The 16,450-nt window shown below is 32.3% G+C and carries 15 protein-coding genes; all 15 read right to left on the bottom strand.

Annotation, left to right across the window (positions count from 1 at the left end; genetic code table 11):
* Positions 1 to 1,299 carry an SH3 domain-containing protein gene (locus tag AABJ44_RS03680; RefSeq protein ID WP_338370522.1) on the bottom strand — a complete coding sequence of 433 codons (1,299 nt, stop codon included), beginning with the start codon at positions 1,297 to 1,299 and terminating at the stop codon, positions 1 to 3.
* Between the two features lie 84 nt (positions 1,300 to 1,383).
* On the bottom strand, positions 1,384 to 2,220 hold the full coding sequence (gene thyX / locus AABJ44_RS03675) for an FAD-dependent thymidylate synthase (RefSeq protein ID WP_338370520.1): 837 nt from the start codon (positions 2,218 to 2,220) through the stop codon (positions 1,384 to 1,386).
* A gap of 84 nt (positions 2,221 to 2,304) precedes the next feature.
* Positions 2,305 to 2,907 (bottom strand): DUF308 domain-containing protein, encoded by a 603-nt coding sequence (locus AABJ44_RS03670; protein WP_338370519.1) that lies wholly within the window; start codon positions 2,905 to 2,907, stop codon positions 2,305 to 2,307.
* A 171-nt stretch (positions 2,908 to 3,078) separates the two neighbouring features.
* On the bottom strand, positions 3,079 to 4,296 hold the full coding sequence (locus AABJ44_RS03665) for a hypothetical protein (RefSeq protein WP_338370517.1): 1,218 nt from the start codon (positions 4,294 to 4,296) through the stop codon (positions 3,079 to 3,081).
* Positions 4,297 to 4,411: 115 nt separating this feature from the next.
* Positions 4,412 to 5,437 (bottom strand): GDP-mannose 4,6-dehydratase, encoded by a 1,026-nt coding sequence (locus AABJ44_RS03660; RefSeq protein ID WP_338370515.1) that lies wholly within the window; start codon positions 5,435 to 5,437, stop codon positions 4,412 to 4,414.
* A gap of 2 nt (positions 5,438 to 5,439) precedes the next feature.
* Positions 5,440 to 6,576: a glycosyltransferase family 4 protein gene (locus AABJ44_RS03655; protein WP_338370513.1), complete on the bottom strand. Its 1,137-nt coding sequence runs from the start codon at positions 6,574 to 6,576 to the stop codon at positions 5,440 to 5,442.
* 27 nt (positions 6,577 to 6,603) lie between these two features.
* Positions 6,604 to 7,632, bottom strand: coding sequence for an acyltransferase (locus AABJ44_RS03650; RefSeq protein ID WP_338370512.1), 1,029 nt, complete (start codon positions 7,630 to 7,632; stop codon positions 6,604 to 6,606).
* A gap of 26 nt (positions 7,633 to 7,658) precedes the next feature.
* Complete coding sequence (locus AABJ44_RS03645; protein ID WP_338370511.1) at positions 7,659 to 9,137, bottom strand: lipopolysaccharide biosynthesis protein; 1,479 nt, start codon at positions 9,135 to 9,137, stop codon at positions 7,659 to 7,661.
* Positions 9,134 to 10,438 carry an O-antigen polymerase gene (locus tag AABJ44_RS03640; protein WP_338370509.1) on the bottom strand — a complete coding sequence of 435 codons (1,305 nt, stop codon included), beginning with the start codon at positions 10,436 to 10,438 and terminating at the stop codon, positions 9,134 to 9,136. The genes AABJ44_RS03645 and AABJ44_RS03640 overlap by 4 nt, the downstream gene beginning before the upstream one ends.
* A gap of 4 nt (positions 10,439 to 10,442) precedes the next feature.
* Positions 10,443 to 11,483: a glycosyltransferase gene (locus tag AABJ44_RS03635; protein ID WP_338370508.1), complete on the bottom strand. Its 1,041-nt coding sequence runs from the start codon at positions 11,481 to 11,483 to the stop codon at positions 10,443 to 10,445.
* Complete coding sequence (locus AABJ44_RS03630) at positions 11,480 to 12,625, bottom strand: glycosyltransferase (RefSeq protein WP_338370507.1); 1,146 nt, start codon at positions 12,623 to 12,625, stop codon at positions 11,480 to 11,482. The genes AABJ44_RS03635 and AABJ44_RS03630 overlap by 4 nt, the downstream gene beginning before the upstream one ends.
* Positions 12,622 to 13,191 carry an acyltransferase gene (locus tag AABJ44_RS03625; protein WP_338370505.1) on the bottom strand — a complete coding sequence of 190 codons (570 nt, stop codon included), beginning with the start codon at positions 13,189 to 13,191 and terminating at the stop codon, positions 12,622 to 12,624. Before AABJ44_RS03625 ends, AABJ44_RS03630 begins: the two co-directional genes overlap by 4 nt.
* 27 nt (positions 13,192 to 13,218) lie before the next feature.
* Positions 13,219 to 14,325, bottom strand: coding sequence for an alanine racemase (alr, locus tag AABJ44_RS03620; RefSeq protein ID WP_338370504.1), 1,107 nt, complete (start codon positions 14,323 to 14,325; stop codon positions 13,219 to 13,221).
* Positions 14,326 to 14,341: 16 nt separating this feature from the next.
* Entirely contained in the window at positions 14,342 to 15,229 is an 888-nt protein-coding gene (locus tag AABJ44_RS03615; protein WP_338370502.1) for an ATP-grasp fold amidoligase family protein, read from the bottom strand.
* Positions 15,230 to 15,245: 16 nt separating this feature from the next.
* Complete coding sequence (locus tag AABJ44_RS03610; protein ID WP_338370501.1) at positions 15,246 to 16,439, bottom strand: nucleotide sugar dehydrogenase; 1,194 nt, start codon at positions 16,437 to 16,439, stop codon at positions 15,246 to 15,248.
* Between the last annotated feature and the right edge of the window lie 11 nt (positions 16,440 to 16,450).

Genomic DNA, 16,450 nt, shown 5'->3' with positions numbered 1-16,450 from the left:
TTATTTCTTCATGTAAACAATAACCGGGCTCACACCGCGGCTCTTCAACTGACTTCCGCTTAAAGTTGCACCCGTAGTATCTTCGAGACGCAAAGCTCCATTTTCCAGTTTGTAAAGGAAGTTTACTTCGCGACTCATTCCATCAAATTTCATAGTGAGAACACCATCGTAAGAAGCAGCCAGATCTTTAGAAAGCGAATACTTAACCAAAGCAGAACCGGTACTCTTGGTTCCTGCATCAATTACAGAAGGAACAAGCAGCTTAAAGCCATTCCAGCGGAAAGAACCGTCTTCATTGAATGAAATCTTACCATAGCTAGAACTTGAGAAAATCGGGCCGTGAGACCAGATTTGCATATAAGCCTGAGAACGGCGTTCCTTTTCTGCATTAACAATATCAGCAACACTTTCAGACAAAGTAACAAAGTTGAGGTCCTGAGGCTTACCGCTTGCATCAGTATAGCGAAGAACAATGTAGTTTGCACGGCGATATATAATCTTCATAGAGATGCCGTTCAACGAATATTCATTGTCATCTGTCTTAGTAAAGCCATCATAATCCCAGCTCTCATGAATCTCATTAGTATTCAGAGAAACCTTCTTGCCTTCTAAATCAATAGTAAATTTATAAAGCGGATGAATAAGACCAAGGTCAATATTATGGCTGTCAATCATAGTGCGGAAATAATCCGGATACCAGGTATTAGCCACAATAGTATCCCAGTGAGCATCTTCTTCCTGAGCTTCAACAATTTCACCACCGCCAACACGCTGACCGGTTGCATCCGTTTCATAAAGATTCAGATTGTAAGAAAAGCACCAGCCCATAGTACCGTCGCCAGTGAGAATGCGGTACCAGTCACCCTCAAGAGCAGTTTTGCCAGCCATAGGAGCCTGACCATTACCCTTGTAGAGAATCTTAATAACCTCACCCTTTCGGAGACGATAAACCTGCTTAGCAGTATTTACAGGTTCAGCACGGCAAGGAAGCCCGTCCAGTTTTACAGAAGCATAAGTAGCCGCATTTTCAGCATACTTAGCAGCAACAGCCTTAACCTTACTTTTTCTCACAGGTTCAGTAAGCTGCCACAAAGCCACCTCAAGCTTCTCGCCGTTTTTATTTCCAATTACATATACATGCGAAATATTAGATTTGATGTAAACAGGAACAGTGTCACCACTTTTAATCTGCTGGTCAGGAATAGTCCAGAGCACAACAGAGTAGCCCATCACCTTGTCACTGCAGGCAGTAAAGAAGAGGGTAAAAAGAATGATTAAAGGTAAAAATAGTTTCTTCATAGTATTTATATTTCGTCATTGCGAGCGCAGCGAAGCAATCCATTTTTAGATTGCTTCGCTGCACTCGCAATGACGTGGAGTTTTCTACAACTGAACCCCAGTCTTAATTTTTTCGTTAAAGCGGTCAAGTTTCTTGCCTTCGAGAGGGTTCGGCTCACCGGCAAGTACCTTACGCAAAGCATCCATTTCTTCACCACTGAAGTTTACACCCTCATTCATATGGTTGATGAAGCTTTCAGTAGCCATAGGTGCAACCTTGCGGCACATCTCAAGGATTACTTCAGCATATACGCGGATTTCATACTGAGCATGAGAATCCAGACGGAGCTTAAGGAAGTGGAACAGATTGTGAAGATCCATCTCCCAGTAAAATTCAGTGTATAAAGAAAGAGGAAGATTTATACGTGCAATTTCGCGGGCAAGACCACTGTCTAAAAGCTCGCTGTAGTTTTCGTAAGATTCCTTCTGACCAGCCACAAGCTGAGCAATAATCTTATCAGCAGTTTCCTTATCAAAAGCTTCGTTGCAGCGGCCCTGCTTATTGTCCTTACTCTGAGGAGCAACCTTGTCTTCAGCAGGAACATAGAATTCTTCTTTCATAATAGAGTAACGGCCAGACACCTCATTCATGCGGCCAGTACGATGGCGAACCCACTGACGGGCAACAAAAATAGGCATCTTAACATGGAAAGTCATTACAACCTGCTCAAACGGAGAAGTATGCTGATGACGCAAAAGATAATCAATGAGGGCGCCGTCCTGGCTCACAGATTTAGTTCCTTCACCATATGAAACACGGGCAGACTGAACAATACGCTGGTCTCCACCAAAATAATCTACAAGACGAACAAAACCTTTGTCGAGAACAGGATACTCCTTGTCCAAAATTTCTTCAGCAGCAGGAACTACGCAATGTGCCATATTTACCCTCTTTGTTAAAAAATTAAGAACTGCCCGGAATGCGAACAGTTCTTATATAATAACTGAAAATTACGTTACTTTCAATTACTCGCCGTCAGCCGGCTTCTCTTCATCAGCAGGCTTTACTTCCTCATCCTTCACCTCAACCACTTCGCCTTCTACAACGTTGCGGTTTGAAAAAACGTCAAAAAGAATCAGACACAGGCCGCCAACCAGAACAATAATACCAATCAGGCGGATAATAGCGTTGCCCAGAGAACGTGGGGATATCAGAATCAGAACAACAGCAACAGCCAGAAGCAGAAGATTTTCGATGATATAGCGCTTACGTTCAACCCCGGAATCCTTCAGCAGAGCCGCAGCATAAAAGCCCGCAGCACCAGAAAGCAGCAGGTAAAAAATCAGCACCCAGATCATAGCAGACCAGGCCGCGCCGCCAATCGCAAGCGGAAAAAGCACAGCCATCGCACCAGCAACAATACTTACAATACTCTTAATCAGAATAGTTTTACGGTAGCCCGCATCATCAGAAATAACCTTGGTAAACTTCAGACTGTAAATTCCATACCCAATCGCCGCAAGCCCAATAATCACAACAACGAGCTTAATCCAGAAAGCAGGAAAAATAATCACCAGAAGCCCCAGCAGCGCCGCCAGAATCCCAGAAAAAAGATACCATCGTTTCATATAAACACTTCCTTTCTTCTATAGTTTTCCTTAATTATAAATCACTTCACCAGAATTGTCATCAAATATCAGAAAAGCGGGGGAAGCCTCCCCCTCGCTCCAGCCTCCTCGGCTCCGCCTGCGGTGTCTTTCGCTACCCCCTCAACGGGGAATTTTATAAGTTTTATTATTTTATTCTTTAATAATTATAATTCTTTCTTTTTCTTCATTTGCATTTTTGTAATGTAAATTAAAATAGGAAACAAGAACTCCTGCAACAGCAACTAAAAGTGATAATGCTGAAAATACCAAAAGCCGTTTGTTCACTTTTTCAACCGTTTTTAAATTACTTCTTGAAAAATATAACTCAAGAGATTGTTGTTTATTTGAAATCTTTGTCAGAAGGTCGTTCAAATCTTCTATAAATGAAATATTGGTATTATTAAGTTTAAAATATTCGTTTTCCTTTATGATTCGTAAATTTTTTAAATGCATGAATAAAGATTTGTATTTATCAAGTTGTATAATTGTATCTTTATAATCAATATCCTTTTTATGATTTATAGAAACAGAATCTATGTATTGTCTTGATTTCACAATAAAAGATAAAAATGATATAAATAAAAGACTATTCTGTATAATTGAAAAATATGATTTACAAAACTTATACTTTTCGGACTGCTCAATTCTTTGAGGTACTAAGATTTTATTAAGACTTAAATCATACAGCGAAGTTACAATACAGCAATCTTCTTTATTAATTCTATTCTTACACTGATAATCAGAATAAGCCTCTACACCTTTTAAGAATTCTTTTTCAGCTTTTATACTTTTCATTTTGAGAGTATAAATATCTGTAAATATGCTATTTTCAATAGAATAAAGTGAAAACCTGCTTAGTATCCCTAATACTTCATTCTTTAAATCTTTTTCAAACTTTCTCAACCTGTTAAAAGAAATTGCTCCCTTTTCCTTTATAAAATTTATTTCTATATGCTGCAAATAAGATTTTAAGTATTTTAAATTTTTTTTATTTACCTCTTCAAATATATTTGAATTTGTTAATGCTTTAATTTTTTTTTGAAATTGTTCACTTGTATAAAAAATCATTAAAGCTATAAAGTATTCTTCACTTATCTGTATAATATTCATTTCAATTGAATAAATATTTTCACTTACATCACAAACATATCCATATCTAAATATTCTTGTTTCTGCATTCAATGGAATTCTGTAATCAATTAATGTATATGCAGATTCATTTCTTACAAAAAATGCTTGATTATAGTCATGCGAAAGTTCTTCAAAATAATTATTTACTTTTTCCAAATCACTACTATGAAAGAAAAAAGAATATGCTATACCTTTAAGATAATATTCATCATTATGAATTAACTTCACATTTTCCATACATCATTGTCCTTTTTAAATATCATTTACATATACTCTTTTTTACAGATCAATATTTTTTATATTAAAAGTCAGAAAAATCAAATTTACAACCGGGTAAATCCAAAATAACTAATTATTTTTTGTAATAAGTTTTATACCAAGCCGCAAACTTACTTAAACCATCTTCCAAAGAAGTACTTGGCTTAAAACCGAAATCCCGCTCGAGTTCAGTTACGTCGGCATATGTCTGATACACATCGCCAGACTGCATTGGCAACAGTTCTTTTTTACCTGGCTCAGAAATGATTCCTTCCTTTGTTAAGCAGTTTTCGAGGATTTCTACAAAGTTCATCAAACTTGATGGTTTGTTATTTCCAATATTATAAACTTTGTATGGAGCTCCATCTTCAGTTTCTTCTGGAGTTTTTTGCATTACGTTTACAATACCTGTAACAATATCATCAACATAAGTAAAGTCACGGTACATATCACCCATGTTGTAAATCTGGATTGGCTCGCCTTTTACAAGTTTATTTGTGAACTTAAAATATGCCATATCAGGACGGCCCATTGGTCCGTAAACAGTAAAGAAACGAAGGCCAGTTGAAGGAATCTTATAAAGTTTTGAATATGCATGTGCAAAAAGTTCGTTTGATTTTTTTGTTGCAGCATACAAAGAAACAGGATTATCAACTTTGTCTTCTGTAGAATATGGAACTTTTTTGTTTGAACCATAAACACTTGAACTAGACGCATAAACAAGATGCTCAACAGGATTAGCACGACAAGCTTCAAGAATATTGAAGAAACCAATCATGTTAGACTGAATGTAAGCTTCTGGATTTGTAATTGAATAGCGAACACCCGCCTGAGCTGCAAGGTTTACAACAACAGAAGGTTTATATTCTGCAAAAACTGAATCAACAGTTTTTCTGTCTGAGATATCGCCTTTGATAAAAGTAAAATCTTTATTAAGACTTTTTAACATCTTAAGGCGTTCTTCTTTTAGAGAAACATCATAGTAATCTGTAATAGAATCGAGACCTATAATTTTTACATCATTTACAGATTCAAGAAGTTTTTTACACAAGTAACTACCTATAAAACCAGCAGCACCTGTTACAAGTACAGTTTTGTTATTTAATAAAACCTTTGACATAATTAACCTCTATTAATCAACTCGTTATATATTTCAAGATGTTTATTTACAACATTTTCTATGCTAAAATACTTTTCAGCGTATTCTCGAGCTGATTTTCCCATTCGCTGACGAAGATCTGAATCATCAACAAGAACTCCTATCTTTTCAGCCAAAGAATTTGCATCTTTTATTGGAATCAAGAATCCATTTTCACCGTCAATGACAGTATCCCGACAGCCAACCCAATCAGTTGTAATTAAAGGTAGTCCAACTGCTTCTGCATCAATTACTGACTTTGGCAAACCTTCCATATAGAAAGAAGGGAAAATCATAATGTGACACTGGCTTAAAATATCTTTAATATTCTTCTGGAAACCGAGCCATTTTACATAAGTTCCATCACATTCAGATTCAATCTGTTCTTTTTTCAAAGCTTTTGGATTTGTGTCTAAATCACCACAAAGCCAAAATTCAATTTTTTCTGAATACTTTTCTTTAAGTATTTTTGCAGCTTCAAAGATTACAAGAACACCTTTATCTTCTACCATGCGCCCAGTGAACACACATTTTATTTTGAAATTATCTTTTTCTGATTCAGGGACATATTTAAAATCATTTAAATCAACACCAGAACCTTTGATAAAAGTTACCTGTTCATGCTTAATAATTCCGGTATTAAAAAACTCTTTTTCATCATCAGTATTCTGAAAAATATACTTGTAATTCTTTTTTGATGAATATAATGATAGAACCTTACAAATCCCTTTTGAAACAATACTGTTTCTTTTGGCCGGGGAAAATAAAAAGCCGGTTCCGCTTACAGCATTTACTACATTTTTTATACCACATTGACGAGCAGCAATTGTTCCCCATAAAATTGGTTTTAAGCCAACCTGATGGATAATGTCCGGCTTTTCTTTTTTATATAACTTTTTCAAGAATTTATAGGTTTTGAATTCTTCTTTTGGGTTCATACCTGTTGTATTCATCGGAAGATTGATATATTTTATGCCTAATTCTGTAATTTGTGATTCCAGTCCAGTTGAAGAGGCTACTATGGTGACATCATAGCCAGCTTCTTTTGCAGCGAGTGCAATTGGTTTACGATGAGAGAGGAAGAATTTATCGTTATTAATTATTAAAAAAAGTTTTTTCATTTTTACTACTCATTACAAAGCATATTTTTATAATATATATTTTTTGACAATAGGAATAAGTCTCAAAACATATGTTGTGATTAGCGATAATACGCTTGTTATAATAAATACAATCAACCACATCAGAGGAACAGACATTGTTGTTGGTGTTAAATGCAAAACTTTATATATGAAATTTATAAATACAGCATGGAATATATAAACGCCAAAAGAAAGTTCAGAAAGAAATTTATCAAAACGTCTGCTTTCATCTTTACAATAATTTAAAGCAAGTGAATAAAAAGCGATTGGTATCAATGAACCGCAAAATGCTGTAGTTGAGAAACCTTCAAAATAAACTCCCGTTATGTTAATCTCAGTATTGAGTATACATTCAAGAATGAAGATAAAAATTGTAAAACCAATCATGACCATAGATAGCCAATTAGGAATTCTTATAATCTTTGAATGTAGTGCATATCCCAGTAAATAAAATAAAATAGGAGTACCAACAAAAGGAATATAAAATCCAATTTTTAAACCTATGTACTTTTCAATCAAAGGAAAAATCAGGTTGAATACAAATATAACAGCAATGGAATATCTTATTTCTAAATCTGTTGCTGTTTGAATAAAACGCTTTAATAAAGGAGTAATAAGATAAAGACCTGCAAGCATATACAGATACCACAAATGTCCCCAGCTTTTATTTTGAATCATTCGCAAAAGGGCTTCTGGAATCTGACGAAATGCAATTTTTTTCTCTGTAAACACAATTTCCATAAGTGCAAAAAGTGTTCCAAAAATACAAAGAGCCAGAATAATACGTAATATATACTTTTTAAAAAGTTTAGAAAGCGTAAGTTCTTTTTCAGGTTGTAAAAATAAAGCACCACTAATAGCTATAAATATATACACCCCTCCCCTACATATTTCTGCCAGTACAACAGATATATTCAACCAGAAAACTGAATAATCAGCCGAATTATATATAACAGGAGTAGCTATTGTATGAGCAGCAATAATTGCAAACATTGAAAATATTCTTAAAAATGAAATGTAATGATAGTTTTTCATAATTTTTTATTACCATAATCCTATGTTTAATCCATTTTATCCATTGATTGAGTCTCATTCAATAAGGATTTATGTTTTGGAATAAAAGATTTTAATGTGGCTCTTGTATCCTTAAAACATAAACACAAAAGAAAATAAACAAGAATACATATAAATACAAATAAGAACTGAAATAGTATTGAATCTTTACACAATAACAAGATATAGCCGACAGCCCCCATAATTAAACTTGCAAACAAAGGGAACATTATAGTTTTCACCATAGAAAAAATCTTAAAATTAAATCTAAATTTCAATACAAGTAAATGCATACCTGCAAACAAAATATAGGTAAGAATTCTTACTTGATATAGACATTCAAATCCTTTTCGCGATGAGAAATACACAACTGGAATTAAAATTACAATATAAATAACTTGAATTAAGAAAGAAACTTTTGGCTGTCCTTTTGACCTATAAACTTCACTTGCAAAGTAACAAATCAGAATTCTTACAAATTGGATAATTCCTAAAAGGCTTATAAAAGTTGCGGCTTCCACCCATTGACGACCTAGAAGAATCGCTGTAACCAGATCTTTAAAGACAAAAATGCCAATACTTAATGGCACTAATAAAATCGCACATTTTTGCTGAAAGGAATAAAACATCTTTTTGAATTGTTCATCATCATCTTGAAATCTTGATAATGTTGCAAAAAGGACTGGAACGATTGTAGTTGTTATTAATGTGGTTATTTGCTCAACAGTAGTCAAAGATGTTTTATATAAACCAAGGTAGTATTGAGATAAAACTCTTCCAATAATAAATACATCAATACTAGTTGTAAGCCAAATAGCAAGAGTTTCAAGAAGAGTCCAGGCACTAAATGAGAACATTTCTTTTAGCAATTTGAGTTTATAAAAAAACTTAGGTTTCCATTTTGAACGGATAGTGAGTAATAATGCATCAGAAAAGTTTGCAGCCAATGTACCAATAATCAAAGCCCAACAATTTCTATAAAAATATGCTATTGGAACTGTTACTACAAGAGGTACAAAAGAACGTATTAATTTTGGCAAAAACATTCCTTTAAAATCAAAATTTCGCTTATAAATCGCTTGCTGTATACTTGAAAATGCAATTAGAGGAATTGAAAAAGCAGCAACAGATAAATGAATGCCATAACCTTCAGAACCTACCATAGCAGAAATATTATCTTTTAGTAAAAATATAATTAACCACAAAAATATTGATATAGAAAAATTTGTCCAGAATGCAACATTTGCAGATTTATATAACGATTCTTCATCATCAAAATTATGTTGTACTAAATATTTCTGAAACCCTGCATCTGCAAAAATATCTGCAAATGTTATAACCATATTAATTGTTGCAACGACTCCAAAGGCTTCTGGTGTTAGAAGTCTTGCAAGTATCATATTTGTTATTGGTGGAGTAATTTTACTAAGAATGTTTGTTATTGCAGACCATTTAGTTGCATTATATATTTTATTTGAATAATTCATAAATCATTCATTTTTACCATAGAGTTATAAACCAAATATTTCTTTTTAAATAAACTTAAAAATATCAAAATACACCACAATATTATAAAATACTGCGGGGTCCCTGTATATTCAAACATTTGTAAGAAACAGGAATATATCAAACCTATAAAATATATTAATAAATTTTTTTTCTTCTCAGTTTTTCTAACAAACCAAGTATAAATAATAATATAAAGAAATACACCTAAAACAATCCCTATATTGGAAATCCATTCCGCATAAACAGCTGTTTGAAATCTCCAGGGTACCATATAAAAAGTTTTATTTCCAATAGCTCCTGAAGTGAAATATAGAGCATATGGATAAGGTTTTTCAGGCCAAAAACTTCTAGGAATCCAGAAGAAAAGATTAAATAAAATTGTTTGAAATGGATAATCTAAAATATGTACTAAATTTGGATTTAATTTCTCAAAAATTGCAATCTTAGTAACGAAAGCTCTATCAAAATACATTATATATGTCATTAACAGATTCATTCCCGCGCTACCATAATATTCACCTTTACCACTTAAGATTGAATATAATGCAAAAAAAACAATTACCATAATTAGAGGTAGAATAATCTTTTTCAACTGGATTTTTTTTGTTCGTAATACGGAAATAACAATTAATCCTAGAACAGAAAATGCTAATATTGTTCTTTTTCCATTAATAAAAGAATATAGAAAAACAGAAAAATATTGTACCATAAGCTGTTTTTTATTACTTTTTAGTCTAAAAAATTGAATAGCCATTGTTGATAAAAAAGCTATAGTACAAGAACTAGAAACCCAACTGCTGTGAAATTGAGCAGCACTCTCTGTTACGATGTCTTTATGGAGAGTAAAAGGTGCATAATATTTAAAATATAGCAAAGGCGAAGGTGACAAAAGAATAACTAGGATAGGAAGAAATCTTAAGCATTTTAAAATAAAAAACAATTCACGAGAAATTTTAGGAGTTTGTAATAAATTAATACTAATATTACTTTTAGTACCAAATATATATAAATAGAGCTGTATACACATTGCAAAACAAAAATATATATAACTTGTTGTTCTATCACATAATGCTAAGCTTAATGGTGGAAACATATCTACTTTAATTCTTAATACATACCATATAGTTTCTACAATAAGTGGAACGATATACTCGACTACAAAAAGAATTAATGTAATCAAACATATACTTCTGTTACCATTCAAAATCTTTTTTATTGATTTTTGTAAGAGTTTTATTCCAGTAAAAAAAACAATCGAATTAAGAATTAATATTTCCAAGAAATCACTCCAAATAATTTTCCCATTCTGTCATAATAATATTTGTATTATGACTTTGCATTATAGATTTAGCATTCTCCGCAAGATTTACGGAAATTTCATAATTCTCTATAATTGAGCATATCTTTTCAGCACAATCTTTATAATCTCCGACCTTACAAAGCATACCATTAACACCATCAGTAATAAGTTCTCCAGGTCCCCCGCTCGGACAATCTGTTGAAACAACAGGAAATCCCATTGCCATTGCTTCCATCAAAGAATTTGGCATTCCTTCAAAATCGCTTGTCATAACATAAATTGAAGAATCTTTGATTGCTTCATGTACATTTAACGTAAAATTTTCAAAGACAACACTTTCATTTAAGTGTAAATTATTCACTTGTTTTAAAAGAGATTCTTTTAATTCTCCATCACCAAAAATTCTAAGTTTATAATTGGGATACTTATTATGCACTATATTAAATGCATTAATTAGCATTGGATAATTTTTTTGAACATTTAATCTTCCAATCGCCACAATTTCTTTATTATTTACATTAGTCTTTGAAGGAAGATTTTCTCTTATTGGATTGTGAATAACAACACTTCTTTTTTGAATGCTTTTTGAATAAAATTCTTTTGCTCCGTTTGTCTGGAACACATAACCATCAGCAAATCTGTAAAGGATCCATCTCAGAAATCTACTTTTCTTTGAAATATTCACTTGTTTAGGGGCATTTCGTTCACTAATTACACATTTTGCCTTTGTAAATTTGCTAATCAAACAAACAACAAAATTAGGATATATATCAATTCCAACTACAACTTTAATACCATATTCTCGTATGAGTTTTAGTAAGCTTTTTGAATCTTCATACAGTCTTTTAATAATAATCTCAAATCTTATGATATTGTCATTCAAAGAATAGTCTTCTTCCGTTCTTGTTCCTGTAATTACATAAACGGAATTCGATGAATCCTGAGAAAATCTGTTTGCAATGTTCGCAGTGAATCTTTCAGCTCCACCACCTGTTAGTTTATTGCATATAAAAGCTATTTTCATTTTTTGTGAGACCTCAATTCTTTAGATTGATTCTTGAACTCATTATAAAAATTATTACGTTTTTGTTCCAATATATCAATTTGATATTTTTTAGAATTCTGGAAATTAAGTTCAGCTTGACTTAACATTTGTCCTTTTGTCATTTTTAAGAGTAATTTTTTAATTTGTTTTACAGAATTTCGATTACTAAAAATAAATTGATTATCTAATAATTCAGGGATTCCTCCTGTAGTTGAGCCAATACACGGTAAGGCGTTGCTCATTGCCTCTACCAGAGAACGAGGTAACCCTTCCTGTAAACTAGGCTGAATATATATATCTATTTTTTTAAACCAATCATCAATTTGTTCATGAGGAATACCGCCATCAAAAATAATATTATTATCAATATGTAACTTTCGGGCAAGTTTCAATAAATAAGTTTTATCTCCATTTCCCGCAAGATAATATTTATAATTGTAAATTCCCTTTTTGGCTAACACTCCCATTGCTTTTATAACTCTATCTTGCCCTTTATACTTAACATCAATAGCAGCCAATGTACCCAAATTTATAATTGGTTTACTTTTCTCAATTATTTCTTTTCGATTAATCAATACTTCTTCACTATTTTTTTTAAGAACAACATCTGAACATGCTAACGTATTATTCTTATTTGGGTATCGTCTCTGTAAAAATTTTTCTGTAACATATAAAACATTAGGTGCTTTACTAACTTCTATTTTATTGAATAAATATATAAACGGAGCAATTACTTTTCCTCTCCAATCGTAATTCCAGAATGAATCCCAAGGACATGCAACTAATTCAATCAAATAATTTCTATTAAGCTTTCTGCATAGCGGCAGAAATTTTATACCATTAAAACATGGCATTCGAACTATTACCTTATCAGTTTTTTTTACAAGTTCTTTTATCAAATCCTTTGTTGCTGTTAGACTGTTTATTATAGTAACTTTGCTATTTGTAATTTTTGAATATTTATTACTTTCATTTTGCTCTTCTATTACGCGTGAAAAGACTATTACTTCATCAAAAATATTTGTATATCTAGAAAGAACTTCGTCGTTCAAACCACCAGTCGAATAAAATGAGTTATTAATCTTTCTGAACTTATGATCATGAACAAATAATAATTTCATATTCTTTCCTTTATTTTCTTAGCGGGAACACCACCAACAATTATATTTTCATCAACGTTCTTAGTCACAACAGCACCAGCCCCAATAATTGAACCATTCCCAACTGTAACATTTGATAGTACTGTTGCTTTTGCCCCTATCCATACATTAGAACTTATTGAAATAGGACCTAAAGACAAGTCCTGATCTTTTATGGGAATCGTATTATCTGAATAATTATGTTCAAATGATATCAAACTTGAACCTTCAGCAATTGAAACATCATTACCTATATTAATTGAACCTTGAGCATCAAGATAACACATTGGATGTATACTTACATTGTTTCCTATACTTAAATTTTCTGGATGCAGTAAATATACACCTTCCATGATACATACATTATCGCCACAATTTTTCGCAATAGTTTTTAGTAAAATATATCGTTTTACAATTCCTCGTGTACCTGTTATATTTCTTGATTTGAAAAACATCCTCAGTCTTGTCTTTTTAGATAAAAGCCTAGTTATAGAACATAAAAAATAAATTAAACTTGAATATTTTTTAAATCTATCTCGTCCTCGCATTGTTTCCTATCCTTAAACAAACCTTACTTACTTATACAACCTGCTGACTCTTCTACCAATATCACAAATTATCTCATAACCAATTGTATTTAATTCTTGTGCCATATCATCAGCATTATAATTTGTATTTAATAAATCAATTTCATCTCCTATTTTCAAGTTCTCAATATTCGAGACATCAATCATAAATTGATCCATACAAATTCTTCCTAAAATTGGTGCATTTTTACCATTTATAATAACATGCCCTTTATTAGAAAGTAATCTATTATAACCATCTGCATAACCAGTAGGAACTGTTGCGACTTTCATATCTTGTTCCGCAATAAAGGTTCTTCCATAACCAATTGTTTCACCTTTATGAACATCTTTTATCATTGAGATTACAGACTTCCATGATAATGCAGAGTGTATTCCATCTGGTAAAACATTTGAATAATCAGGTTTTAATCCATATAAGATTATTCCTAATCTAACTATCGAATTATATTTACAATTATTATAAGAAAGACCACCTGCAGAATTAAGACAATGAATATATTTCAACTTTAAATCCGCAACAGAATCGGCAACTATTTCGAATTTCTTTATCTGCTCTTTTGTAAAAGCAATACATTTTTCATTATCAGTATCTGCAACACATAAATGTGTAAACAAACCTGTAAGATTTAAATTTTTAGCAACAAATCGAATAGATTGTTCTGTATTTAATAAATCATCTGCATCCAAGCCAATACGATTCATACCTGTATCAATTGCATACTGACATTTTAGGTGTGTAATATCTAAATTTGAATTTAAAATTTCTTCAAAATACTCATTTGACAAAATGGCTTGGGTAATATCATACTTCATTAAATCATTTATACATGATATTGGAGTATATCCTAAAATAAGGATTTCTCCTTTGATATTATTTAGCCTAAGTCGTATAGCTTCCTCTATATTTGAAACAGCAAATAAATCTATACCACATTGTTGCATGCATTCAGCAATATTGACATCTCCATGTCCATAAGCATCAGCTTTTACAACTGCCATTACTTTTGTATTCGTTGGGAGTTGAGTTTTATATATTTGATAGTTTTTCTTTATTTGATTTAAATCTATTTCTAGCCAAGATCTATGCACCATTTTTCACATTCCTTTCTTATATTTTTAATAAGTCACCCATTTCTAAATCTTGTTCTAATGTTTTAAAAGGCATCATTCCACTACAAGGAGAAAAAGTTAACTCTGAAAAGTAAATATGATTATTAATTTGATACAAATCAACTCTCAAGAACTTATGATTAGTTGAAAGTTTTTTACATATTTCAATCATTTCATCAAATTTCGAAGGTCTCTCAGGCAATGCATCAAAAGTTTTATAATCACTTCTTTCATATGGAGCAAAAGTCCAATTAAGATTTACAAAACTAATACTAGCGGTGGGATGATATTCAAGTCCTTTTGATATATATAAAAATTTGGGAATTCCATCAAAACAATAAAACTTATAATCTACTAATTCTTTAGAGGAAGAATCTTCCATATATTTTTCAGCTAAAATTCTTGGCTTTACATCTTTATAAGGCCATTCTCTCCCCATATAATAAAAGTTATTCTTTAATGATTTTTTCAAATGTATTTTTGCTTTATTATAATCGAAAGATGTTTTATCTCTGCAAATTGAAACCCCACCACTGTCATGTGTCGTTTTTAATACGAATTGCTCAGGTAAAGAATTAAAATCAATATCCTCAAATTTATTCCATACTCCATAATTTGGAATTATATATTCTTCACCAATTATTGAAGCTACATACTTTTTAGCTTCATATTTATCAACCATTCTTGTATAATCAGGATTTCTATCATGTATCTTTAACCACTGTATCTTTTCATTAAATGATTTTGGAGAGTCAAGATTTAATTCTCTGCCTAATGTTTTTTTAAATTTGTATTTTAAATACTTTTCATCATTCATCCATGGTTTATAAATGATAAATTTTAAAAGCCAATCGGGAAACATCCTCTTTATTACAGATTTATTCATATAAAACCTTCTGAAATTAATCCCTACCCATCAAATCACGGGTATAAATCTTCTCAGCCACATCAGCTAATTCTTCAGCATTTCTATTTGCAATAATAACATCGCATTCTGACTTAAACTTCTGTAAATCTTTTTCGACTCGTGAATTAAAGAAATTATCTTCATGCAACGTTGGTTCATAAACCACAACTTCAATTCCCTTTGCTTTAATGCGCTTCATAACGCCCTGGATTGCACTGGCACGGAAGTTGTCGCTGTTTGACTTCATTGTAAGGCGGTAAATACCAACTTTCTTTGGCTCTCTGTCTATAATCATTTGTGCAATGTGATCTTTACGAGTTGTATTTGACTGAACGATTGCACTGATAAGATTCTGTGGTACATCATTATAGTTTGCAAGAAGTTGCTTTGTATCTTTTGGAAGGCAGTATCCGCCATAACCAAAGCTTGGGTTATTATAAAAGTCCCCTATACGAGGGTCCAGAGAAACGCCCTTGATAATGCTGCCTGTATCAAGGCCTTTAATTTCTGCATAAGTGTCGAGTTCATTAAAATAGCTTACACGCAAGGCCAGATATGTATTTGCAAAAAGTTTTACGGCTTCGGCTTCTGTAAAGCCCATATATAGGGTTGGAATATCCTGTTTGATTGCGCCCTGCTGTAAAAGCTCTGCAAAGGTATGTGCGGCATCTACCAGACGTGGGTCTTGCAAGTCTGTTCCTACAACTATACGACTTGGATAAAGATTATCGTAAAGTGCCTTGCTTTCGCGCAGGAACTCCGGTGCAAAAATAATATTCTTTGTATTGTATTTCTGACGCACTGATTTTGTGTAGCCAACCGGAATTGTTGATTTGATAATCATTATTGCATCTGGATTTACTTCCAGCACCAGTTCGATTACCTGCTCAACATATTTTGTATCGAAAAAATTTAATTTTGGGTCGTAATTTGTTGGAGTTGCAATGATGACAAGATCTGCATCTTTGTAAGCCGCACGACCATCAGTTGTTGCTACAAGTTTAAGAGGTTTTGTAGCAAGAAAGTCTTCTATTTCTTTATCTTGAATTGGAGACTTTTTATTGTTTATAAGGTCTACTTTTTCTGGAACAACATCTACAGCCACAACATCATTATGCTGTGCAAGTAATGTTGCTAATGAAAGACCTACGTAACCAGTACCGGCTACGGCAATTTTGTTGATTTTCATATATTTCCTCT

The organism is Treponema bryantii (genome assembly GCF_036492245.1).
GTDB classification, from domain to species: domain Bacteria; phylum Spirochaetota; class Spirochaetia; order Treponematales; family Treponemataceae; genus Treponema_D; species Treponema_D bryantii_C.
This window is presented reverse-complemented; position numbering and strand designations above follow the sequence as displayed.